A 24,273-nucleotide genomic window follows, 5' to 3' on the forward strand; every position below is an offset into this window, starting at 1 on the left:
TAGGATTTAAATAATTATTTATATAAGGAAAAAATTAAAAAATGGGTACAATTTCTACAGGAAAAACATTTAAAATTCCGAATGTTGAATTGAAATCTATTTAATTAGAAAAAAAACTAATAAAAATTATAGCCGCCGTTAAGTTCAACAGAGTCGGTCCAGGCCGGAAGTTTTGTAAAAAAAGGTGTATTGTATACAAAAGAAAGTAAGATGCTTTCTTTACCAATATGAATGTTTGTAGATACAACGAAACTGAAATTTTTATTATAGCGGTAGCAGCCGCCAAAAGAAATTGTTTCCTTATATTCCAGCATGCTGTAAATATTCAGATCATCATCATAGGTAGGCAAGGCCCGCCACAGCATGCCTGATTTCAGCTTTATAAAAGGAGACAGATCAGCATGGTAAGAAAGATACGTGTTGTAATAACGCCGGTATATGATTGGCGCAACCACCGGATTTACTTCGGAGTTTAACAGCTGGCACACAGAAAATCCGGCTTCAAAATTTTTTACCTGCAAACTTAATCCGATCGATGCATCCGGTGAAATTGAGTTGCCGTTTGCCGTTGAAGACGGAGCTGTAAAGGCTGTCTGCGCAAAGCCAAAAGCGGCCCCGGCCGCAATATTCACCTGTTTACTTAATGCAATTTTATATCCGTAATTTATGTACGCTCTGGGACGGTGAATATACGGGCCATCTTTTTCATTGTAAAAATAGATTCGGATTAAATGATTGGTAGGTTTGGTGTGATTAAATACGCGTGTAAACGCAACATTAAAGGTCGATATCTTGTTTAATGCTCCAGTACGGCTCTTGTACGAAAGACTTAGATTAACCTTTACATCTTTGGGGAAATAAGAAGGTGTAACCAGATGCATGTTATTGAAATAAGCGCCGAATTGATCCGGATATACAGCAGTATTCTGCCCTGTTACAGGCAGATAGAATAACATGCTGCTTAAACCCAAACAAACAAGGCGAATCAAAGTCATGAAAATACGGTCGGTTTCTTCAAAAATATATTAATTTATTTAAATTTCGTTACTTATTTATTTTGCAAATGTATATTAATTCAAGGAGTGAGTATTAAAGAAGAAGATATAGTCTCCCTGATTAATAAGGGAAAGGACCGGGAGGTTGTACCGCTATTGTATAAGAAGGTATACCCCTTGGTTGAACGCTATATTGTACGTAATTCCGGCAAGAAGGACGATGCGCAGGATGTCTTTCAGGATGCTCTTTTATTGTTTTATAAACAGATCATGCTTAAAACATATGATCAGAAATACAAAGTGTTTGGTTACCTGTATAAGATCTGTATTTATAAATGGGTGAATAAGGCAAAGAAGAACAGTAAAATTGTTTTTGTTGATGAAATTGAAAAGTTTGAAGAGCCTGTTTACGATGAATTTACAGAAACGTTGATTGTACATGCAGACGAAAACATCATCCGGAAGTTATTTAATCCGATAGGTGAAAAGTGCATTGAATTGTTGACCTACACTACATACTCAAGCCTGTTGTTAGAAGATATTATGATACGCATGGATTTTAATTCGGTTAGTGCTGTTAAAATGCAGCTGAAACGCTGTAAAGAAAAACTACTGAAACAAATAGATGAAAATCCTGCTTTGATCAATCAATTAAGAAGAAAATGAGCTTTGATGCTGAAACATATTACAAGATTGAAGCTTATTTAAACGGAGAGCTGAACCAGGCAGATGTAACTGCTTTTGAACAGGAACTATCCGCAAATGCTGCTTTAAAAGCTGAAGTTGAAAAACACGCAATGGCTAATGCCTTGATTGTGGAACAACGTTTGCTTTCAGTAAAAAATATTCTGCAGGAAGAAAAAACAAAAGATTCCCGTTCAATAAAAAAATATTTATTACTGGCTCTGGCAGCAGTTATTATAAGTGTTGGTGTTGCTGTTTTTATACGCAGCAGTAATATATCTGAAACAAAGCAACGTGAGGCCGGGGATACAGCAAATCCGGCACAGATAAACGGACAGGAAAAAAATGCTGTAACTCCTGTAACGTCTTTAGAGCGTACCGAACAGCACACAGCTGTTTCATCGGATAATGGATTTCATAAACAGTCCATTCAGCAGATCGAGCAGCAGCGGAATCTGCTTGAACGTACGGTACATACTGTGGATACAGCAACTTCAGCTGTTCCTGAAAAAAAGATTGCGCAACCTGTTGATTCAAAAGAAAAAGAAATTATACAGCATACTACAAAGGCTGATCCGTGTGCAAACGTAAAAATTCAGGCACTGATAAAAACGACCCCTACCTGTGCACATACCGCCAACGGTAATATTCTGGTTCAGAATATTCAAGGCGGAACAAAACCATATACGGTAACTTTTTCAGCAAAGTCAACAGACTGGATCCGGAATGGCGAACTGGCGAAAGGGACGTATCAGGCCGTTGTAACAGACGCAAATAATTGTGTTCAGGAGTTTTCAAACATCCGCATTGAAGAAAAGGAATGTGCCATTGATTATTCATTTAATCCGTTTATAGGGGAGAAATGGCAGATTGATAAGTACCATTCAGACGGGCATCTGGAAATTTTCAATAAAGGCGGGGTGCTGTATTACCAGACCACAATAGAGTCGCAAACAGAAGCAGAATGGAATGGATCTGGTTCGGGTAATCAAATACTGCCGGGTTATTATATCTTTGTACTAAAATATTCGGACGGAACAGTCAAAAGAGGTTCTGTTACAATTGTTCAATAATGAAAAAGGTAATCATACATATTGTATTTTTTCTGACTTCCATAACAGGATATGGGCAGCAGACAGTATCAATACCGGATGCTGCTTTTTTAGCATTTTTAAAAAACAATTTTCCACAAACCATAAATACATCAGACCAGCTTGTGACCAGCATTGCAGCGCAGGTTACAGGAAATATTTCCTGCGGCAATTCAGGCATCACAAATCTGGAGGGAATTCAATATTTTTCTAAAGTTACCAAGATCAGTGCCATTAATAATAACATTGTTTCTATTCCGTCCTTATTGCCCATGACGAATCTTGAGACGGTGCATATTTACAATAATAAATTAGCTACAATGCCCGATTTTGCAGGCATGCAGAAATTAAAAACGGTATTGCTGTATGAAAATGAATTAACACAAATGCCCTTGTTTGGCAATAATCCCATCATTGAAGAAATCATTATTTCAAAAAATAAATTAACCAGTCTGTCGCCCTTGTCTGTTGTGCCTTCGCTGTTAAAATTAGATGTTGGTGAAAACGCATTGACGCAACTTCCGGATCTTTCCCTCAATGTAAATCTAGAAGAGTTAATCTGCTGGTCCAATAAACTTACCGCACTGCCATCCTTAAAAAATCTGACAAAACTGAAGCGGTTAAATGCCGGTACAAATAAATTAACCCAGACACCTGATTTGTCGGCCAATACAGCTCTTACAATCGTTGCCCTGGATAATAATTTCCTGAAGGATATACCAAATATTCTGGACTATAACTTAACAACCGTGAAGTTATACAATAACTATTTTACGTTTGAAGATTTGTATCCGTACACAACACGGGCGAATTTTTCAACTGCGTTTGATTGCACACCGATGCTGCGGATACCCATTGCAGATACAATTGATGCATATTATAGTCAGTCAGTAGATATTCATACAAACATTGATAAAACGTTAAGTAATGTAACGTATGAATGGTTTGAAGGCAGTGCCTCTGTGGCAGTAGGTGATGCCGCGGTTATAACTTCCGCAAACGGAACGGGCGTATCCAAACGTTACCTGTATGCTAAAATTAAACACCCATCCATTCCGAATCTCACATTAACAACGGATTCAATCCTGGTTCGCTTTAATCCGTGTCCGGTGTCAGCAGACATCACATACACTGCTTCTAAAAAAGACTGCGGCAATGCAGGAGCTGTGAACATAGACGTACACGGGTATGTTCCGCCAGAAACAACCTATATCTTAACAAGCACATCATTTGGCTCCAACGAATATTATCAGTCGGGCAATATTACTGGCCTGGTTGATACTGCCTATCAATTACAGATTGAATTTATACCAGGCTGTGTGGTAGATTACCTGCCATTGATTGAGATGCCTTATGTAGATTGTAAAGAAGTGTTCATGACCCCGAATGGAGATGGCGACATGGATACCTATTTTATTCCCGGTTCAGGCAATGCCATTATTTATGATAAGAACGGGAGGGAAGTAAAAAAAGTAAAATTACCCTACGAATGGAATGGCTATGGCCCGAATGGACTGGTACAGGCAGGGTATTACATCATTGTGGTAAATGGCGGCAAAGACCGGATCTACATCAGTGTACTGTATTGAGTTTATAAGATGTGCAGAGAGAAATCTATAGGATTTCTAAACGGAATTTTTGCTGTGTTTGAGCGCATATCGTTTACATAGAAATCTTATAAAAATTTTAGTATCCCATTTATAAAGAAAAGACCCGCATTCAATTGAATGCGGGTCTTTTCTTTATAAATAAGCAGTTATTTATTACTGAATGATTTTCAGCTTTTCTGCTTCCTGTTGCAATAATTTTTTGTCAATAGGTACTACACCAACCTGTTCGCATACCAATCCTCCGGAGAGATTAGATAATGCCGCCAGGATGGCTGGTTTCGTGCGTGCTGCCGCGCATAGCGCAGCTACACTGATAACCGTATCGCCAGCGCCTGATACGTCAGCAATTTCTCTATGGTGTGCCGGTATGTGTAAATGCTCTGAGCTGTCTGTCCAGTAAACACCTTTTTCAGATAGCGTAATTAAAACACTGTCGCACGTTAACAAACGAATTAACTCTTCAACGGTTTGTTCAAGCTGTTTGCTGTCGTTTAAATTCGCATCGGTTTTAATGCCTTCTTTTAATTCTTTTCTGTTTGGCTTAAATAAGCTGCAGTTTTTATACTGTAAAAAATTACGCTTCTTCGGATCTACCACCGTTGGTATGCCTTGCGCATTTGCTTTATCTGTTACGTATGCGATCAGTTCTTCGCTTAAGACACCTTTATCATAATCTTCAAAAATGATCACCTGTGCTTTGTCAATCAGTGAATCGATACGTGTTTTTAATAAAGCTAATTCAGCCGTGTTTGTTACGCGGTCATCTTCCTGATCTACACGCAGCATGTGGTGTGCATTTGAAATGATCCGGTGCTTGATTGTTGTTACACGGTCTTTGCTGGAAACAATGCCTTCTGTTGGTAATTGATTGTCTTCAAGTATTTTTAAAAAATCAGCGCCATCTTTATCATCGCCCACTAAGCCGCATAGAAGGGGAGTAGCGCCCAATGATTTAATGTTCAGCGCAACATTTGCTGCACCGCCGGGTCTGATCTCTCTTTTTTCAACCTGAAGGATGGGCACCGGTGCTTCCGGAGAAATACGTTCTACTTTTCCCCATAAATAGGAATCGATCATCACATCACCGATGATCAATACATTAAAAGTACGGAAGACCTTAAAAAGGTCTTCCGCTGTATGGTATTCAATTACTTTAGTTTTGCTAAGCATTCTTTAATACGTTTGATCGCTTCAATGATGTTTTCGTCAGATGCAGCAAATGAGATACGAATGTTATTTGGAGAACCAAATGAATCGCCACCTACTGTAGATACGAATGCATCATTCAGGATAAACATAGATAAATCGCTGGACGTTTTAATTACCTGTCCGTTTACTGATTTACCTAAATATGCACTAACATCCGGGAAGATGTAGAATGCACCGGCAGGTTTGTTGATTTTCAAACCTGGAATTTCTTTTAACAGGTCAATGATCAGGTCACGTCTTCTTAAGTATGCTTCTTTCATTTTCAATGGTGCAGATAAATCACCTTGTAACGCAGCTAAGCCCGCACGTTGTGTGATAGAGCATGTACCTGAAGTAACCTGTCCCTGTAATTTCTCCGTTGCAGCAGCAATGTATTTTGGCGCAGCAATGTAACCCAGTCTCCAGCCAGTCATAGCAAAACCTTTAGAGAAACCGTTTACAGTAACTACCTGATCTTTGATTTCGTCAATAGAACCAAGGCTGAAGTTTTTACCTTCAAAGTTGATGTATTCGTAGATCTCATCGGCAATAGCAACGATCTGCGGATTTTGTTTTAATAATTCACCGATCTCACGTAATTCTTTTTCTGAATACACAGAACCTGAAGGGTTACATGGAGAAGAATACATGATCGCACGTGTTTTAGGAGTAATCGCTTTTGCAATTTCTGCAGCGGTTACTTTGAAATCGTTTTCGATTGTTCCGGTTAAGATCACAGATTTTCCTTCTGCTAATTTTACCATTTCAGAATAACTTACCCAGTACGGAGCAAGGATGATTACTTCCTGACCTTTGTCAACAATAGCCTGAATAACATTTGCCAACGATTGTTTTGCACCTGTAGATACAACAATGTTTTCAGCTGTAACGTTAATATTATTTTCTTTAACTAATTTTTCAGCAATAGCAGCGCGCAAATCAGCAAAACCTGCAACCGGGCTATATGAGTGATATCCTTCATCGATCGCCTTCTTAGCTGCATCCATAACATGCTGCGGTGTCTTGAAGTCTGGCTCTCCAACACTTAAGCTTATTACCTTATTGCCCTGAGACGCTAGTTCTCTTGCTTTTTTTGTCATCGCTAAGGTTTCAGATTCCGATAAAGAATTTACAACCGTTGAAAGCGTTTGAGGATTCGTAATTGTTGTCATGTGATTTGTTAAATAATTTTTTAAGCGGTCGTAAAATTAAGGATTTTTGTTGGTTTAACCGCTATCGGGAAAGGAAAGTTTTACAATCAAAAAAGCGGATCGGATATTGTTAATGTGTAGATTTACAGTATTTTAATTTAATGTTTTAACTCCTTTTTAAAACGACTGCAGCTAATTTACCTAATTACAGGTACAGTAATGAAAGTAACCTGAAAATCGGCTGGCTGGCAGATCTTAGGAACATCATTGAAACACGCCGGTATTTTAGACGGAGGAAATCAGATCGTTCATATAAATGAACTGAAATTTGTATTTCGTTTTGTATAAAGCAAACAAAATTCCATTATCTTGTACTGTAATTTTTAATCAGGATCACATTACGTTTTACGCTCAATGGGTCTTTAGCTTTAAGCTTCTAACAATGTTTAAAATTGGTATTGACTTAGGTGGAACAAAAATAGAAACGGTTATTCTGAATCCGGAAGGTGCTGAGATCTATCGAAACAGAGTGCTGACCCTTCAGGAGCGTGGATATGCTGCCATTGTCAATACAGTTGCTGAAGCATATTCGAATGCATTAACGGTAATCAATAATAAAGCACATACCTTTGGTATCGGTACACCGGGCTCGGTCTCCTCTAAAACGGGATTGATGAAAAATTCAAATACCGTATGTTTAAATGGAAAACCGTTGCAGAAAGATTTGCAGAAGCTGATCAACAGACCGGTTTCGATTGAAAACGATGCGAATTGTTTTGCCATGGCAGAAGCCAGGATTGGCGCGGGAAAAGGACATGCAGTTGTGTTTGGTGTAATTATGGGAACGGGTTGCGGCGGCGGAATTGTTATTCAGAACAATGTGCTCAATGGCCTGCAGTCGCTGGGCGGCGAATGGGGGCATATGACGGTCGACCCCAATGGCCCGCTGTGTTATTGCGGTAAAAAAGGATGTGTGGAAACGTATATTTCCGGCTCCGGTATTTCAAACCAGTATTTTGAATTAACAGGCAAACGCTTGCCTGCCATACATATTTTAGAATCAGAACAAAAAGAAGCGGTTGAAGTAAAGGAATCTTTTCTGGATCAGTTTGGGCGTGCGCTTTCAAACGTAATTTCAATTATTGATCCGGATATGATTGTGTTGGGCGGAGGGTTATCGAACTATTTACCGCTCTATTCAGAAGGTATTGAAAGAGTTAAAAAGTATATTTTTAGTGATGATTTAATAACACCTATTGTAAAAAACAAAACAGGAGATAGTGCCGGTGTATTAGGTGCTGCCTGGATCGGCCGTTAATACTGAGATTCACCGGATATATACTTCTTTATATTGAATAACTTTATATTTTAATCATTCTTCACTAAATTGACCGTACATTTTATGAATGTTTTTATGAAAAACGTATTATATATTAGTTGTATTCTATGCTTTTTGTCTTTTCAGGTAGTAGCACAATCCATAGAATTATCCAGTGATTTCAGAATGGCAAGCCCGTTTCACGAACCGGATGGTGCCAATGATGTGGTCCGTTTAAAAGGCGGTGATTTTATTACACTGGCTAAGTTAAAAGGAGGTTTATCAGGCAAGGCAGATTTTGCAATTGAACGCAATCACGGTGAAACATTTAACGTACTTTGGTCAAAAATAATCAGCATACCGGCAACCGAAGAGTTTAAAGACTTATACTTTAATGGTAAAGATCTTATGCTGCTTTCGGTTATTCACGACGAAGCTGCCAAAGTAACAAAATTGATCAGCTATGGCTATAACATACAGGATGGAACATTGTTATGGACGAAAGAACTGGAATCTTATGCCGTAGCTGCTTTTGTTGAGAATGACCGCAGAGGTTCAGTAAAAGAATCTTTTATAGATGTGATCTGTGAGCACACCACACCAAGTTTTGTAACGCCATTTGAATACAAGCACAACATTCGTTTCTCTGCAGATGAAAGTAAATTCGTGTCGTATGTATTTGATTTTTCCGATCGTATGTTGGTTGCAAATGTTTCTGTATATGATAACGCCGGAAAACTATTGACAAAAGGTAAAGTGAATATCGATAATGGATATGTGAATTATGGCATGTACATTAATAACAGAGGAGAATTATTTATTGTAAATGCAAATGCGGCCGGCAAGGTAAATGTTATCCGCATGAATCTTGAAACACGCGCCTTTGATGTAATTGAAATTCCGGGTTCAAATTATAAAAAAGATGAGTTGCTGGTACACTTTATTTCCGATGATGTACTATATGTCGGTGCAGTTGAATTGTCTCAGGAAAAACTTATTGGCGTAACCTATGCACGTTTAAATTTTAAGACGATGCAATTGGAAAAAACAGTTTTTGAAAAATTTGAACAAAGCGTTTTTGATCTTGTCTCAAATGGGCGTAAATCAAACAAAACGATTAAAGGAGAAGATAACTGGATGGACTACGATCTGTCTCATTTTTTCATCTCTGAAGCTGGAGAAATTATGATGGTTTTAGAAAAACGTTCACTGTTTGCAAACGGATATCCGCATATAGCGCCTTCAACGTTCGATAAAAAACATCAGGTTGAGGTAAACGGACATGTGCAGGCTGAAGGGATCTTAATTGTATCGTTTGATAGAGATTCCAAACGAAATTGGGTTCAGTATATAGCAAAAAATCAAGTTTATCCTTCTACAGACGGATTAAATACAATTTCATATGTAGTGGATAATTCACACCATTCAAACATCCGTTTTATGTATGCAACGTCAGAATCATTTGACGGTACAATCACCACCATCAATGTAATATACATTGACCGTTCAACGGGAAAGATAGTAAAACAAACAACCTTGCCTAATGAATCCAAACTAATGATTGTGCGTGATTATACGTTGTGGGAAGAAAATGATAAACTTGTTATTGTCGGGCGTAAAGGAATAACCGGAAAGACAAGTGCAATTGTTCGGTACAAATTATAATCGTTTAATAATATAACATATTCCTGATCCGATATAACAAATAAATAAACCGTTCAGGTATTTTTAAAAAAGTAAATAAACAATACAACCAAATAGTTTACCTCTATGAAAAAGTTAATCGTATATGCCGCATTTTTAGCCTTTATAACGGCTTCTTGCAAGGCACCTAAATCAACCACTACTATTTCTGATAAAAAAGTTGATGAAGCTGCTATACCTGTAACATCGAATACTACATCTGAAGAAGCAGATCTTGAAGGTACATGGGAATTAGTTTCTATTATTTCAGGACCAACGCCTTTTAAAGACTTATATCCAAATAAAAAACCTACCATTGCATTTGATGCAAGATCTAAACAGGTGTCCGGCAATACAAGCTGTAATTCATATACAGGTGCTTATAGCATTGATGGCAGAGTGATTTCATTCGGTACCGGCATGGCGTTAACTAAAATGGCGTGTGAAGGCAATGGAGAAAATCTATTTGTTGAACGCTTAAGAAAAACAAATAAATTTTTTATTAAAGAACAAAATACATTAATGCTGCTGGACGGTGACGTTGCCTTGTTGGAATTCAAAAAAATAATGGGGCCGAAAAGCTATTAACTATCATAAAAAATATAATCAGGCTACATCTGAAAAGATGTAGCCTTTTTTAATTAAACCAAATTTTTAAACCACATTCGATTATGAAAAAAACACATGTATTACTTACATTCTTAGCAGTATTTTATTCACTGATTTCGTTGGCGCAAAACGGACTTGTTCAAATAAAAGCGGAAAGTGGAAAGTGGGGATATGCCAATCTTAAAGGAGAAGAAGTTATTCCTGCGAAATTTAAAAACTGCAATCCATTCTCATCCGATGGTTTTGCAGTGGTCGTGCTAACAAGCGGCTATTCCATCATTAACGTGAAAGGCGAAGAAATTCCGACTGAGGTGCATGACTATGAAATCATACAAGGCATTTTTGGTATTGGTCCAAAGGGTTTTGAAAATGGTTTACTAGGCATTCGTTCAGGTAAAAAATGGGGCTATTTAAATACATCCGGAAAGCTGGCTATTCCATTGAACTACGATTATATAACTGAATTTAACGGTGGTTATGCAACAGCTCGTAACGGAGGCCGCTTTATTGTTCTGGATACAAAAGGAAAAGAAACATCGTTGGTTAGCAAAGATAATATTGATGACATAAAACATTTCTCAGAAGGATTGGCTCCGGTTAGATCAAGCAACGGACTGTTTGGTTTTGCAAATACAAAAGCAGAGATCGCTATTCCTGTACAGTTTAAAAGTGTCGGGTATTTTTCCGGCGGACTTGCCTGGGCAAAAAATACAGAAGGTAAAGCTGGGTTTATAAATCCAAAAGGAGAATGGGTAATTCAACCGACGTATCTGGATGTTACCAATTTTGATCCGGTATCTAAATTTGCAAAAGTAAAACAGGAAAGCGGCTGGTCATATATTGATGCTTCGGGTAAGCCATTAGTTGTGTCGACAACTGAAAGCTGGGGCGATTTCAGCGATGGTCTGGCAGCGGGAGAACAAGGCGGCAAAAAAGGTTTTTATAATACAAAAGGTGAGTGGGTTATCAAGCCTCAGTTTGAAGGAGTACGAAAATTTGAGAACGGCTATGCAGCAGCCAAACAAGGCGGTAAATGGGGCATAATTGATGCGAGTGGTAATTGGGTTATTAAACCGGTTTATAGCGGTATAAACGACGTTGTGTTAATAAAATAAACAAATAGTATAATTGAAAATCAGAGCCTCCGATTTTGTGCCGGAGGCTCTGATTTTCAATTTATCTAAACGTAATACGATGAAAATTCCCAAAGGATTTAGTTTTTTTATACAGGCAGATAAAAGTGTACACATTATATTGAAAAACTATGATGGTAATTTTTTAGCTTTTCAAATTTTAATACTGGCTCTTCCACTGGCTATAGCAAGTGTTATAACAGCAGCAAATTTAAATAATACATTTTTTATTGTGTTTGGTTTGTTAGCCGCAGTAATATACTGGTGCGTCTATAATTATAAAGACAAGACGAAATTTATATTTACAGATAAGTATTTTTATGTGCTGGAAGGATTACATCAGTATGAGAAAATCCGCGTGCAGGCACATGAGATCATTGGGATAGAAAAAACTAAAAATGACGGAAAAGTTTTTTCCAGTGCCCGTACCGCACACACCACCAAAACAAAACCTACATATCAATTATATGTGATCACTAAAAATGACCGGTTACTTGTTACAAGGCATGTTGGGCCAAACGGTCAGGAATATTTGTGTGAAGCAATTGAGGCCTGGGTGGAAAAAATGAAACAATAAACCAGCACTTTGCTGGAGTGAAAATATATAAACGTATACAATGAAGATAGAAATTGATCTCACGTTTGACCGGAAATATTTTGAAGAAATTTATTATAAAGATTTTCGTACGTCTTATTTTAAAAGCCCTTCAACGAAAGTTCCTTTCCGCAATTTGTTGTTAGGCACCATAACACTTATTGTGTTCTACTGTTATGCAAGATATAAAGATACATATGGCTTATTTATTGTCGGTGTAATTATTTTTGCAACCTTACTCTGGTCCTATTTAGCTGCATTGAATACAATAATAAAATGGAAGAAAAGTATTGTTGCATACCTGGATCGGGAAGAGAAATATGAAAAAAATAAGATCATTCTTTCAGATGACTATTTTACATTGATACAGGATTCGAATGAAGTGATTGAACATTGGTCAAATTTTAAGCATGCTGAAATAACAGAGACACATATGCGTTTAGAGGCAAAAGAAACATTTCTGATTCCTAAAAGCTGTATGACAGACGCTGAATATGAACTATTGAAACATACAATTTCGGATAAAATGAAATGAATAAAAGCAGCATATCAGTATAGACATGCTGCTTACTTTTGTTCTGAAAATAAAAAAAGCGCAGGTGTAGGATGTTCTCCCATCTGCGCTTTTTTTATTTCATAAACGTACGTTATTCTTTTACTACTTTAACAGATTCTGTTTTGTCAGAAAACTCCAATGTAACAAGATACATACCCGGTTTAAAATCTGCACCGAATGAGAATGAACCTGTAGCCTGTGTTTTCATAACTACAACTCCTGTAGCATCTAATACCAGAATTTTTGCTGATGTGTTTTTGTCTGCAAACTCAATGGTTGAGGTTGTATTGAACGGATTAGGATACGTTACGCTGCCTGTATTAAATGCAATTGAAGCATCGTCTGCAGCGCCTTCCCGTAATGCGGAACAGGTCGTAACGTTGATGCAATAGGTCGCATGCCATGGCGCTGCACTATAATTTACACCGACACATAATTGACCCGCAGAGAAATTATTTCCTGTAGCTACATTCACTTTATAAGCAGAACCTGAAACAGGCGTTATGCTTTGGTTAGAACCTGTATAATACCAGTTGTAGCCCGTAGCATTTATTCTTTTGGCTGCAGACAGTTCAAATAATAGCGTTTGGTTTTTTGAACCGCATGCCGGTCCGTTGATATCTGCAGCAGGAAGCGGAGTATTCACATTGAAGATAACATCGTTAAGAGCTATTGCACCCTGGTTATCGAATGCTTTAACATAGAAATATTTACTTCCGGCTGAAACGTTTGGTACTGTAAATGAATAGGGTGCTGTATTATCAGATCCCAGATATGTACTGTTTTGATAAAATTCTACCCTGGTAACAGACCCGTCTGCATCATTTGCAAACGCTTCAAGAGTTATTGTTGCAGGTGCATAATAGGTTGAATTAACTGTAGGCGAAGTAATAGATACAGAAGGAGGTGTATTTCCTGACTGTGTTATATAATAGAACGGCATACGAAAGGCAACACCTTCGATAAGGCGATTTGTAATTGTATTGTGCGTGAACTCTGCACCCACCAATACATATTCACCATTCAAGTCAACACTTCTTCCCAATCCGCCAACAGTTTTACCTGCCGGTGAACCAACATTCATATAACCTTTATATTGAAAATTGTTTTCATAGAAGAAAACTTTCCCTTCAGTCTGCTTATCTGTTAAATCAGGCCCATACTCTATAGGTGCGCCTACTACAGCTCTGTCGTCATTAATAGCTACTGAATGCCCATATCCACCATAGTGTGTGAAAGCGCTTGTTGAATATCCCGGAGGTACTAATGCATGTGATAATGTAGTAGTACTTGCATTGATTGTTAGGATCGCTGCTTTTTGAACGCTTTGATTCGGATCTCCTACAATTATTTTATTGCCGAATACATCTACATCATGACCAAAAAATGAATAATATTTCTGCGTGGACGAATCATAGATCCTTGCCCAGGTCGGCATGTCCGGAGTGAAAGAAGAATGCAATGCCCACACACCATTTGTATTTTTATATACAAAAACTTTTTGCGCATTTGGTGCTCCAACAACAATGTAATCACCATTTATAGCAACAGAAAATCCAAACTTCGCTCCGGATGGCAATCCTGCCGCCTGTATTTTCTGCTTTCTTTCCCAGCCGGTAGATGTTTGTTTCCAGATCTCAATATACCCCTTGTCGATTTCTCCATTGCTTGGCGCACCTATTACCATCCATTCACCGTACATGTCAATAACTTCTCCGAACTGATCCCTGTGTGCAGGTGTCTGTGCAGTAATACTTGTAGTGAAATTATTCTGAGGAACACCATTGATATTCTTTGATAGGTATACCCTACCCTCAACATCTGAATTTGGATTAGAAGGTGTAACATCATCCTGATACGCACCTACAGCAACCCATCCTTCATTCATTGCTACAGCGTGGCCAAAGCTTCTGCTGCCAGGTTGTAGGTAAAAAGGTGAAACGGCCTGAAACAGCAAGGCATTGTCTTTGTAGATATTTATGGTCTGGTTGAATTCTGTACCATAAATAGAATATCCATTGAACTCAACAGACGAAAATCCAAATTCATGTTCGATTGGATTCTGATTTGTAAAATCGAGCATTGTTGCGGCAAACTGTTGTGCCTGGCTGGTAAAACCCATGGCACAAAATGCCAAAAGAGTAAACCCTTTACGGATTGTTTTTTTCATAAAAGAAATAATTAAAAGATGATGTAAAATTTTAATTCGTAAAGGTGTGTTATTCTGATATGAGTATTTTTCCTAATTATTTATCGGTCGGCTTCTGAAGATGAAAGGCGGGAACAAATGTTTAAACGATTTAAAAAAGAGAGGTCTGCTTTTTCGGAGCATTTAATCTATAAAAAAGGAAAGAATCAGTGAAATAAGTATATTCGATTTGAAATAGGAATAATATGAAAAGTGAAAAACCTGCAGCATACCTACATTTTATAAATAGTTTCAGAGGGTTTGCGGTATTATGTATTGTCATTGGTCATGCTGTATCCATTGCATATATAACTTTTTTTCACAAACATAATTCTGCCGACCCGTTACTAATTATCAATGAAATTTTGTTTGATGCCTGCACCTTGTATTTTACGCTTATTTCAGGAATATTATTTTCAGCGGTATTAAAACAAAAAGGCTATCTCACATTTTACCGGAATAAATTCCTGTATATTTTTCTGCCCTATGTTTTTTATACGTTTGTTTTCGTTCTCTTAAAAATGAAATGGTACAGGCATTTTACAATCAGTATGGATTTTGCAGAATATTTTTCCGAAAAATTTATCAAAGATCTGGTATATGGAGAAGGTAATTTTGTTTTATGGTATATTCCGCTGTTTTTATGTTTGTGTATCATAACACCCTTGCTTGATTTTTTATTGCATAAAAACAGATTTACGCAGCTTGTTTTTTGCATGTTGATTTTTTCTCCCTTACTTATATCACGTATGGAGACCTCTGCAACGTATACGTTTAAAGCCGTTAATGTGATTTATTTTGCAGGTGCGTACGCATTAGGAATGTATTGGGGAAAAGATATAGAGACGAAAATGCTCAGGCTGGAAAAATATAGATTACATATTTTAATTGCAGGGATTCTTGCTTCAATACTGTTAGCATATTGTTATGTTAATGGGATCAATAGAGTTGGTTTTGTTTTTATACGCGAATCATTGTTTTACATTCAGAAAATATGTTTCAGTGTAATCATTTTGCTGCTATTAAAGAAACTTGGAAATAAACAGCCTGCAGTTCTAGGCAGCATTGCCAGGCAAGCCATGCCGGTTTATTTTATGCATGGTGTTGCATTAATCCTGCTGGCCCCAGTAGTAATAGAAATGACCAGACAGGAATCAGTTGATAGAATAAATGTATTTATTCTATCGGTGCTGTTAAGTTTACTGGTTATTGTTATACCTGTTGCGATAGCCACACTTGCTAAAAAAGTATTCGGCAAACAATCCCGCATGTTTATAGGAGCCTGAATTACCTGAATCCGTTAACAGCATGTTTGTTGAATTATTAAAAATGCCAGGGTGTTTTTAGATTGTTTTTCTTTATCTTTAGTTAAGATCAAATGAATGTTGCATGGAAATTAGTAAAGAAAGCGGAAGTATCCTTCACTCCAGAGAAATAGGGGATCTGGCATTTGCTGTGTTTTTCGGTATTCTTGCATCCCTTTTCGGACATATCTATTTTTCCGTTCCTGATTATCCGTTTGCATTTACAGATTTAAGAGAGATACCGTTGATTATTGCTGTTATATATATCCGCAATCCATTATACATCATATTATCCTGTATGCTGTCGGCTATACAGCTTACCAATCAATTGCCGTTTTTGCCTACTGCTGTTATGCATGTGGTTCCGGTAATAGTTGTTTGGGGGGCATATCAATTTATAAAAACAAAAAAAATGAAACATCTGCAGCGCGGGCTTTTATGGGCGCTCGTTATGGTTGTGTATTATTATGTTTTCCTTTTCCCATCTTTTGTTATAACCTTTGAATGTTTTGGATTGAATGACGGGAAATCTTTTTTTACACACCTGTCTTATTTGATTGCAGCAACAAAATACGAACTTACCAGTACGGTTTTAGTTACAAGTTTATATGTAGTAAAAATTGATGCAGAAAAACAATTGGCGTATGCAAATAAAAATCTGGAAGCGCTCATCGGGCAGCGTACAGCCGAACTTAAGCAGGTTAATGAGGAATTAACAAAACTGAATGATATACTGTTTGAATCAAATACAGACCTTGAAAAAAAAGTTGCTGAACGTACGGAAAAGATTCGGCTTCAACTGATTCAGCTCAATACATATGCCTATATGAATTCGCATGAAGTACGCGGCCCCTTGGCCAGGATTATGGGTTTGAGTATTTTATTGAAACAGGAGAAAGACCCAGATGAACAAACTTTTTTAGCTGAAAAAATATTATTCTCCTGCGAAGAGCTGGATGAAATTATACAACGTATGAATCTGCTGCTGCAGAGCGATAAAGAATGATGTCGTTTATGTGACTTATTGTTTTCTCTTTATTCCGATTACATTAGGAATCTCCCAATATACCGTGTTTGTATTGTTTTCATTAAAACCGGTTTCATAACTTCCCATTTTTTGTACGGATTTTTTCGGATGTGAAAGCATTGGAACCTAATAAATTGCTTTTGAAGGATAAAAAAAGAAGGGCAGATTATTATATGTTCATCGTATCGGGCCCGCGCCATGTGAAGTGGGTCAAAGCAATCGAAATAAAAGAAATCGAATAATGTAGAGGCGCAATTCATTAGACGTCTCTTAAAAGTAATAATTCGCATCTTCAACCTGTGATTGCCCGTTATATTTCCTATCTTCATTAAAAAAAGTGCATGATTTTCAATACAAGACAATGGGTTAAACCCGAAGATCTCAATCCGAACGGAAGTTTGTTTGGCGGGAAATTATTGGCGTGGATTGATGAAGAACTGGCATTGTTTGCCATCATTGAACTAAATAACCCAAGAATTGTTACCAAGTTTCTGTCTGAAATAGATTTTAAGAGTTCTGCCAAACAAGGCGATATCATTGAAATCGGTATTGATATTGTGAAATATGGAAGAACATCTATAACGTTGACCTGTCAGGCAAGAAACATTATGACCAAAGACATTATTCTTACCATAGAAAAAATAACAATGGTTAGTCTGGATGAAAATGGAGTGCCCACGCCACATGGTAAAACAGCGCATCAATAATATTTCGTGTATCCAATCTGTTCGTAGAAATCACAGCTATGTCTATATCTTTTCCTGAGAAATCAATCTTCATCTGCGACGGCAGTAAATGCGGGCGCCATAAAGAAGTGCGGAAACATTTAAAAGAAGCCATTAAAGAACATCATCTTAAAGATCGTGTTGAGATCTTTAAGATGGAATGTTCGGATCGCTGCAAACATGCACCGGTGCTTTGTGTGCAGCCCGCTAATGAATGGTATTCCGAAGTAACGCTTAGAGATGCAGACAAAATAATTACGGATCTGCTTACATAAAAAAGCCTTTCCCGCAATCTGCAGGAAAGGCTTTTTTATGAAATACTTCTGTATGTTATGATTCAATGATTTTTTTACCACTGATCTTACCGATTTCTTTGTCAAGTAAAAACTTGCCTGAATCGCTGTTCACATCAATCAATTCAAATAATTCTAATGCTCTTCTGGCATTCGCTTCTTCTTCACGTTGTTCTTTTACAAACCACATGATGAATTCTTCTGTAGCATAATCATTTGATTCGCGGCATTTCGCAACAATCTTATTGATTGAATTTGATACAGCAATTTCACCTTGAAGTGCCATTTCAAATACATCTTTAATGGAATTGTATTCCTGTGCCACATCTGATACAAAAGGAGTGATGGCGGTACCGCCAACATCATTGATGTACTTGAATATTTTTAAGAAATGAGAACGTTCTTCTTCAGCCTGATGATATAAATATTCAGCAGATTGTAAAAATCCATTTCTTTCCAGCCATGAAGCCATTGCCAAATATTTGTTAGAAGCTTCTGCCTCCATTTTACACTGCGCGTTTAATATAATTTCTATCTCTTCTTTTAACGAAGTACGAAGTCTTACTAAATCTTTCATCTTAGTATCGGATTAAATTCAACAATTAATATAATTGATATACAAGTATACTAACAATATTGACGTTTAGTTCAATATTGGTAATAACCGGATGGAATTTGTAATAAATCTAAATTAGTTTTTTAAAGAACAGCGTGATCGCCGAGTGTTTCGTGCAGCACAGAGTTCAGCTCCAGCGCAAATTTTGTTCCGTCTAATAACTCACGCAGCTGAATGATTTCGCACAATGTAAACTGTTTTGAGATGCCGTTCTTCGGAGATTCGATCCACTCGAAATCATATTCATCCGAAAGGTTAAAAATCATTTCATGGATGTTTACTGTTTTTACAGTACGGCGGAAAATAAAAAAATCCCGAACCTTAAACGAAGCACTGATATCCCCAAACTGCAAGCAAATACGATCTGTAACATCACACTGAAATGTTGCGCCTTTACTTGTTTTGTACAATTCTGTCAGTTGGGTATCGAACTGTTCCGTCATCACACATTGGAGTTAAATTCTGTGCCAAAAATACGGAGAAAATGCTTAAATACCTAAAATTATTTATAGTTAGTCTAAATAAGGTATTTTTATTATGTGTCTAATAATCAATATACTATACATTCAGTTTGAAAAACATTGATTTTAAATTTAAAAATCTGTGAAATTATACCGGCTTTGGGCTATTTTCAAATAGATGTTACGTCAACCCTAAAAGCAGTGCCGCTTAAATCCGTCAGAAATAAAGATTCCTGATTTGTAAAGTACAAATCAGGAATCAGATTGAAATTGTATAGTTATAGGATTAAAATTTTTGAATTTTTTGCAAGGATACCTGGTTATCCGTTGTTTGTATTTTTAATAGATACATGCCATTAGGTTGAGATGACAGATCGAGTAGCTGTGATTCGTCAGTAATGTATTTTTGCTGTAGTATCTGTCCAACGCTATTCATGATCGTTATATGGATATTTTGAGCGGCCTGATTTTTAATTTTTATAGTAAGCTCTCCCGCTGTTGGATTTGGATATACAACTATATTTTCAGAAGAAATAGCTTCATGCACTTTCAACGACAGATTGCAATCTACCAAAACAGGCAAATTGGTATTTGTAGTAGTACCATTCCCTAATTGACCAGAATAGTTATAGCCCCATGTCCAAAGTGAGCCATCGGTTTTAATTGCAAGTAGAAAAGAATAGTTTATTGAAATGTGTTGCCATTGATTGTCTGTTCCAATCTGAATGGGTAAAGTACTATTGGTAGTGGTACCATTCCCAAACTGACCGGAATTGTTATCTCCCCAAACCCATAAAGTGCCATCCGATTTTAGCGCAAAAGATGTATTTCCATCTGAAGAAATAGTTTTCCAATTATTGTCTGTTCCGATTTGTACCGGACTTAAACGATCCGTTGTTGTTCCATCGCCTAATACTCCGGCATAATTATATCCCCATGCCCAAAGAGAACCATCTGTTTTTATTGCAAATGTATTTGACCCGGCGGCATAAACAGATTTCCAATTCGTAGCAGTTCCTACTTTGGTAGGAGCATTTTTGGTAGTTGTTGTTCCAATTCCTAATCGACCGTTATTGTTGCTGCCCCAAGCCCACAAACTGCCATCTGTTTTAATGGCCATTGTGTGAAAGGCTCCCACGGAAACGTAAGCCCAGTCTGTTGCTGTGCCAATTTGAATGAACGTTTTTACATTCGAACCCGTAGTTCCCTTACCTAACTGTCCTTCAAAATTACGTCCACAGCCCCATAACGTTCCGTTATTTTTAATAGCAAATGTATTGTATTGCCCAGCTGAAACAGCCATCCAGTCATTATCAACACCAATTTGAGTTGGAACAAGCATTTTTGTTAATGATCCATTACCTAATTGCCCTTCGCTGTTCCAGCCCCACGTCCAGATGCTGCCATCTTTTTTTAGTCCGATGCAATGTGAGTTGCCTGAAGATATTTTCAGCCAGCCTTTTGCTGTGTTGAATTGTGACGGGATAGATTTGTTGTCAGTTGTATTATCACCGAGTTGGCCCGAGCTATTACTTCCCCAGCTCCAAAGCGTACTATCAGCTTTCATTGCAATGACAAAACTAGAACCAGCCTCTATTTGAAGCCAGCAAGGCTGAGCATAAAGCGTCAGGTTTGAAAAAATAACACATAGTAAAATGAAATAGTTACGCATACGTATTAAAAGTTAAAATATAAAATGTTATTGTTAGGTTGTCGTTTTGTATTTATCCTGCCTTCTCAGACAATTCCAGCCAACGTAATGTCTTATTCTCAAGGTCTCTGTCGAGTGCTTCCAGTTCTTTCGACCATTGCGTGATATTTGCACCTGAATCCGGAGATGAAAGTTTTTCGATCAGAACATTTTTCTTTTGCTCACTCGCTTCAATCTCTTTCTCCAGGTCTTCAAATTCCTTCTGTTCCTTGAACGAACGTTTGGAGTTATTCTTTGATTCCTTTTGCGCGGCTGCTTTCGCTGCTTCCTTTACTTCGGGTTTGCGCGATGTTTCAATGGCTTCTTCCAGTTCGTAACGGTAGTCGGTATAGTTACCCGGATACTCGCGCATTACACCTTCGCCTTCAAAAACCAGTAAGTGATCAACCAGCTTATCCATGAAATACCTGTCGTGGGAAACAATGATCAGACAGCCTTTATAGTTTTCCAGGTAATCTTCCAGTACACTCAAAGTAGAAAGATCCATATCATTGGTCGGCTCATCGAGAATCAGGAAGTTAGGCTGACGAACAAGGATCGTGAGTAAATGCAAACGCTTTTTCTCACCGCCGCTTAGTTTTTCAATAAACTCATACTGGCGCGATGGTTCAAACAGGAAACGTTTCAGCAGGGCAGAAGCACTCAGATCTTCGCCGTTACCCGTCTGAAACTGTTCCGCGATCTCGGTTACCAGTTCAATAACTTTTTGTCTCGGTTTAAACGTTAAGCCTTTTTGTGTATAATAACCCAGGTGAATGGTTTCACCGGTGATGATTTCTCCGGAATCGGGCTGGATCGCACGGTTGATCAGCTGTAACAAGGTAGTTTTACCGCTGCCATTCTTTCCGATGATACCCAGTTTTTCGTTTTTTCTGAAAATATAATTGAAGTCTGTAAGAATTTTTTTCTCACCAAACGCTTTATTTACATGATGCAGTTCAAGAATTTTATTTCCCATCCGTCGGCTGCTGAAATCGAGCTGCACATCGCCTTGTCCGGCTTCTTTCAACTGATCTCTATTGCCTTCCATAGAATGAAATGCTTCGATCCGGTATTTTGCTTTTGTACCGCGTGCCTTTGGCTGACGGCGCATCCATTCGGCTTCTTTGCGTAAGGTATTCGTTACTTTTTCAAGCGAAGCGTTGCGGATTGCTTCTTCTTCAGCCTTGCGTTCTAGATATTCCGGATACTTGGTGCGGTACATCTGAATTTTACCGCCTTCCAGTTCAAGAATACCATTGGCAACTTCATCCAGAAAATACCTGTCGTGGGTAATAAACAATAATGTCTGTTGAGAAGCTTTTAATAATTCTTCCAGCCATTCGATCATGTCCAGATCCAGGTGGTTGGTCGGTTCATCCATCAGCAATACATCCGGTTCCTGCAGCAAGACACGTGCAAGCGCGACGCGACGCTGCTGGCCGCCCGAAAGATTCTGAACTTCAAGATTTGCATCCTGCAAACCGAGTTTGGAAAGAATACGTTTCGCTTTGTCTTCAAACTCCCAGGCCTGCAACGCATCCATCATCGTGATGGCTTTTTCCATATCATCGCTGTCAAGCGTTACCATAGATTCTTCGTACAGCATGATCGCTGTGCAGATATCCTTGCGGCTTTCAAGTGCTACTTCTATGATTTTTTTACCCGCAGGTAAAATCGGGTCCTGTTCCAGATATCCTACGGTAGCACTTTTGTGAATAGCAATAACACCGGCGTCTGCCTGTTCAAGCCCCATCACGATTTTAAGCAGGGTTGATTTACCGGCGCCGTTTCTGCCAACGATAGCAACTTTTTCACCTTTACTTAAGCCCAGCGTAATACCGTCAATAAGTTTTTTGTCGCTGAAAGCTTTAGAAAGATTGTCAATGGAAAGGATGTTCATTTATTAATTATGAATTATAAATTATGGATTATAAATTATGAAAGGTCCAAGACCTGCCAAGACTAGCGTCAGTAAAAGGATTTGTTATTCATTTCAATCCTGCACATAAATGTGCCGGCAATGAAGCGCGACCGTTCTCATTTAAAGTGCAGCTGTGCTTCATTGCTGTTTGGCTGTAGCCAACGGTTTTTTAATTGTTTGTTATATTCGCGCTGTCGCCTTTTGCCTTAAGCTTTGAGCCCTCCGCTTTATTTAAACAGTTTCTTCTTCCTGATCTCCAGTTCAAAGTCTGCAACCACATTCATGTAATGGATGTAGGCGTCATGCGGACTTGCAAACGGACTGAAGTATTGATGTACTTCGCCATCGCTGTAGCCTTTGGTGCTCATGTAATAGAAGTGATCCGATGTCTGAAGTTTCGACCATTTATCGGTATGTCTTCTGATTTGCATTTTCCGGATCAGCGGTTCCAGGCTGTATATTTTTTCCAGCGCTTCTTTTTGCATGCTGTTCTGATACCAGGCAGAAAGATTTTTTTCAATATCCGCCCAGGAGATTGTTTCATGTGCATCATACACATCATGAATTTCCAGGTTGTCAATCACCTCAGAAGGGGTCATGAAATCAATACCATGTGTATCAATCAGCATGCCGGGCAGTTTGCGCAGAAACGTAAAGATACCGCTATTCTTCTTCTGATGCTCACCAAATGTCTCATAGTCGACATAAATAGTCGCATTTTCATGTTTTTTGAGGCTCTTTTTGATCCAGGAGGTATATTTTTCAACTGTCAAAGGATACCCCTTCCAGTTTTTATCAGAAAAACGAAAGGCAAGATCATCGGATAATTTACAGTTGCGCAGAATAACAGGGAAGGATGTATGCGCCGGACTATACACTTTATTAGTACTCATGGTGCCCAGCAATTTCTGTACACCTTCGGTAATCATGCCTTTTAAGCCCAGTTCTTTTATAGTTGCGGCAATGTCGTTGTTGTGGATCAGTTCGGTATTGCGGAATACTTCTGTCTGATAACCAAATGTCGAACGTATTAATTTGCGGTGTGTATCAACCTGAATTAAAAATTCTTCCTTTGAAAAAATACTGCTTAAGCTGTGGTAATAGGTTTCGGCAAGAAACTCTACACAGTCGGTCTTCGCCAATGCTATAAATGAATCAATAACATCGGGCCGGTATAGCTTGAATTGTTCAATCGTTGTACCGCTGATGGAAAAAGCGACACGAAACAAGCCTTTGTATTTTTTGATCTGTTGAAGAAGGATCTTATTGGTTGGCAGATAACAGAGGTCGGCCACGCGGTCAACCACTAATTTATTATGTGCGGCGTCTTCGTAGGAATGATTTTTCCCGATATCAAAAAAAGTGTATGGATTGATCCTGAAAGGTTGATGTACCTGAAAACAAAGCGTAACCGAACGCATAGAGAATTGTA

General features: G+C 38.1%; 22 protein-coding genes. 13 read left to right on the forward strand and 9 right to left on the reverse strand.

The features are described 5' to 3' along the window. Positions 1-116: 116 nt before the first annotated feature. The gene (locus CHU_RS03825; protein ID WP_041932173.1) at positions 117-995 is read right to left on the reverse strand and encodes a PorP/SprF family type IX secretion system membrane protein; all 879 of its coding nucleotides are present in this window, start codon (positions 993-995) and stop codon (positions 117-119) included. Between the two features lie 87 nt (positions 996-1,082). Here CHU_RS03825 and CHU_RS03830 point away from each other — a divergent pair, with 87 nt between their 5' ends. Genes CHU_RS03830 through CHU_RS03840 form a run of 3 tightly spaced genes read left to right on the forward strand, consistent with a single transcriptional unit; the run spans position 1,083 to position 4,359 of the window. Further along, complete coding sequence (locus CHU_RS03830; protein WP_011584183.1) at positions 1,083-1,661, forward strand: RNA polymerase sigma factor; 579 nt, start codon at positions 1,083-1,085, stop codon at positions 1,659-1,661. Beyond that, a complete protein-coding gene (locus CHU_RS03835) occupies positions 1,658-2,752 on the forward strand; it encodes a gliding motility-associated C-terminal domain-containing protein (protein ID WP_011584184.1) in 1,095 nt (364 codons plus the stop codon). The genes CHU_RS03830 and CHU_RS03835 overlap by 4 nt, the downstream gene beginning before the upstream one ends. Next, positions 2,752-4,359: a leucine-rich repeat domain-containing protein gene (locus tag CHU_RS03840; protein ID WP_011584185.1), complete on the forward strand. Its 1,608-nt coding sequence runs from the start codon at positions 2,752-2,754 to the stop codon at positions 4,357-4,359. Before CHU_RS03835 ends, CHU_RS03840 begins: the two co-directional genes overlap by 1 nt. A gap of 174 nt (positions 4,360-4,533) precedes the next feature. Here the strand turns inward: CHU_RS03840 and CHU_RS03845 are convergent, their stop codons facing one another. Together CHU_RS03845 and CHU_RS03850 are read right to left on the reverse strand one after the other, a co-directional pair. After that, positions 4,534-5,550 carry a bifunctional ADP-heptose synthase gene (locus CHU_RS03845; RefSeq protein ID WP_011584186.1) on the reverse strand — a complete coding sequence of 339 codons (1,017 nt, stop codon included), beginning with the start codon at positions 5,548-5,550 and terminating at the stop codon, positions 4,534-4,536. Continuing rightward, positions 5,529-6,740 carry a pyridoxal phosphate-dependent aminotransferase gene (locus tag CHU_RS03850; RefSeq protein WP_011584187.1) on the reverse strand — a complete coding sequence of 404 codons (1,212 nt, stop codon included), beginning with the start codon at positions 6,738-6,740 and terminating at the stop codon, positions 5,529-5,531. The genes CHU_RS03845 and CHU_RS03850 overlap by 22 nt, the downstream gene beginning before the upstream one ends. 421 nt (positions 6,741-7,161) lie before the next feature. Between CHU_RS03850 and CHU_RS03855 the strand changes: the two genes are divergently transcribed. The 6 genes from CHU_RS03855 (at position 7,162) to CHU_RS03880 (ending at position 12,592) form a co-directional block, all read left to right on the forward strand. Continuing rightward, positions 7,162-8,037 (forward strand): ROK family protein, encoded by an 876-nt coding sequence (locus CHU_RS03855; RefSeq protein ID WP_011584188.1) that lies wholly within the window; start codon positions 7,162-7,164, stop codon positions 8,035-8,037. A gap of 96 nt (positions 8,038-8,133) precedes the next feature. Beyond that, positions 8,134-9,702, forward strand: coding sequence for a hypothetical protein (locus CHU_RS03860; RefSeq protein WP_041932569.1), 1,569 nt, complete (start codon positions 8,134-8,136; stop codon positions 9,700-9,702). Positions 9,703-9,807: 105 nt separating this feature from the next. After that, the gene (locus tag CHU_RS03865) at positions 9,808-10,308 is read left to right on the forward strand and encodes an META domain-containing protein (RefSeq protein WP_011584190.1); all 501 of its coding nucleotides are present in this window, start codon (positions 9,808-9,810) and stop codon (positions 10,306-10,308) included. A gap of 83 nt (positions 10,309-10,391) precedes the next feature. Next, the gene (locus CHU_RS03870; protein WP_041932174.1) at positions 10,392-11,444 is read left to right on the forward strand and encodes a WG repeat-containing protein; all 1,053 of its coding nucleotides are present in this window, start codon (positions 10,392-10,394) and stop codon (positions 11,442-11,444) included. 79 nt (positions 11,445-11,523) lie between these two features. Further along, complete coding sequence (locus CHU_RS03875) at positions 11,524-12,039, forward strand: hypothetical protein (protein ID WP_143143994.1); 516 nt, start codon at positions 11,524-11,526, stop codon at positions 12,037-12,039. A gap of 40 nt (positions 12,040-12,079) precedes the next feature. Then, positions 12,080-12,592 carry a YcxB family protein gene (locus CHU_RS03880; protein WP_011584193.1) on the forward strand — a complete coding sequence of 171 codons (513 nt, stop codon included), beginning with the start codon at positions 12,080-12,082 and terminating at the stop codon, positions 12,590-12,592. Positions 12,593-12,704: 112 nt separating this feature from the next. Here the strand turns inward: CHU_RS03880 and CHU_RS03885 are convergent, their stop codons facing one another. Next, complete coding sequence (locus CHU_RS03885) at positions 12,705-14,783, reverse strand: Ig-like domain-containing protein (RefSeq protein WP_011584194.1); 2,079 nt, start codon at positions 14,781-14,783, stop codon at positions 12,705-12,707. A gap of 224 nt (positions 14,784-15,007) precedes the next feature. Here CHU_RS03885 and CHU_RS03890 point away from each other — a divergent pair, with 224 nt between their 5' ends. The 4 genes from CHU_RS03890 (at position 15,008) to CHU_RS03905 (ending at position 18,132) form a co-directional block, all read left to right on the forward strand. Then, a complete protein-coding gene (locus CHU_RS03890) occupies positions 15,008-16,087 on the forward strand; it encodes an acyltransferase family protein (RefSeq protein WP_011584195.1) in 1,080 nt (359 codons plus the stop codon). Between the two features lie 103 nt (positions 16,088-16,190). Continuing rightward, positions 16,191-17,111, forward strand: coding sequence for a histidine kinase dimerization/phospho-acceptor domain-containing protein (locus CHU_RS03895; protein WP_041932175.1), 921 nt, complete (start codon positions 16,191-16,193; stop codon positions 17,109-17,111). Between the two features lie 362 nt (positions 17,112-17,473). Next, the gene (locus CHU_RS03900) at positions 17,474-17,839 is read left to right on the forward strand and encodes an acyl-CoA thioesterase (protein WP_011584197.1); all 366 of its coding nucleotides are present in this window, start codon (positions 17,474-17,476) and stop codon (positions 17,837-17,839) included. A 38-nt stretch (positions 17,840-17,877) separates the two neighbouring features. Further along, positions 17,878-18,132 carry a (2Fe-2S) ferredoxin domain-containing protein gene (locus CHU_RS03905; protein ID WP_011584198.1) on the forward strand — a complete coding sequence of 85 codons (255 nt, stop codon included), beginning with the start codon at positions 17,878-17,880 and terminating at the stop codon, positions 18,130-18,132. Between the two features lie 55 nt (positions 18,133-18,187). Here the strand turns inward: CHU_RS03905 and CHU_RS03910 are convergent, their stop codons facing one another. From CHU_RS03910 to CHU_RS03930, 5 genes are all read right to left on the reverse strand, one after another. After that, positions 18,188-18,727 (reverse strand): ferritin, encoded by a 540-nt coding sequence (locus CHU_RS03910; protein ID WP_041932176.1) that lies wholly within the window; start codon positions 18,725-18,727, stop codon positions 18,188-18,190. 122 nt (positions 18,728-18,849) lie between these two features. Then, positions 18,850-19,209 (reverse strand): hypothetical protein, encoded by a 360-nt coding sequence (locus CHU_RS03915; RefSeq protein ID WP_041932177.1) that lies wholly within the window; start codon positions 19,207-19,209, stop codon positions 18,850-18,852. A 304-nt stretch (positions 19,210-19,513) separates the two neighbouring features. Next, positions 19,514-20,899: a T9SS type A sorting domain-containing protein gene (locus CHU_RS03920; protein ID WP_011584202.1), complete on the reverse strand. Its 1,386-nt coding sequence runs from the start codon at positions 20,897-20,899 to the stop codon at positions 19,514-19,516. Between the two features lie 52 nt (positions 20,900-20,951). After that, entirely contained in the window at positions 20,952-22,820 is a 1,869-nt protein-coding gene (locus CHU_RS03925; protein ID WP_011584203.1) for an ABC-F family ATP-binding cassette domain-containing protein, read from the reverse strand. 248 nt (positions 22,821-23,068) lie between these two features. Further along, positions 23,069-24,262 (reverse strand): glycoside hydrolase family 57 protein, encoded by a 1,194-nt coding sequence (locus CHU_RS03930; protein WP_011584204.1) that lies wholly within the window; start codon positions 24,260-24,262, stop codon positions 23,069-23,071. Between the last annotated feature and the right edge of the window lie 11 nt (positions 24,263-24,273).

Origin of the sequence: Cytophaga hutchinsonii ATCC 33406 (genome assembly GCF_000014145.1) — a bacterium.
GTDB lineage: Bacteria > Bacteroidota > Bacteroidia > Cytophagales > Cytophagaceae > Cytophaga > Cytophaga hutchinsonii.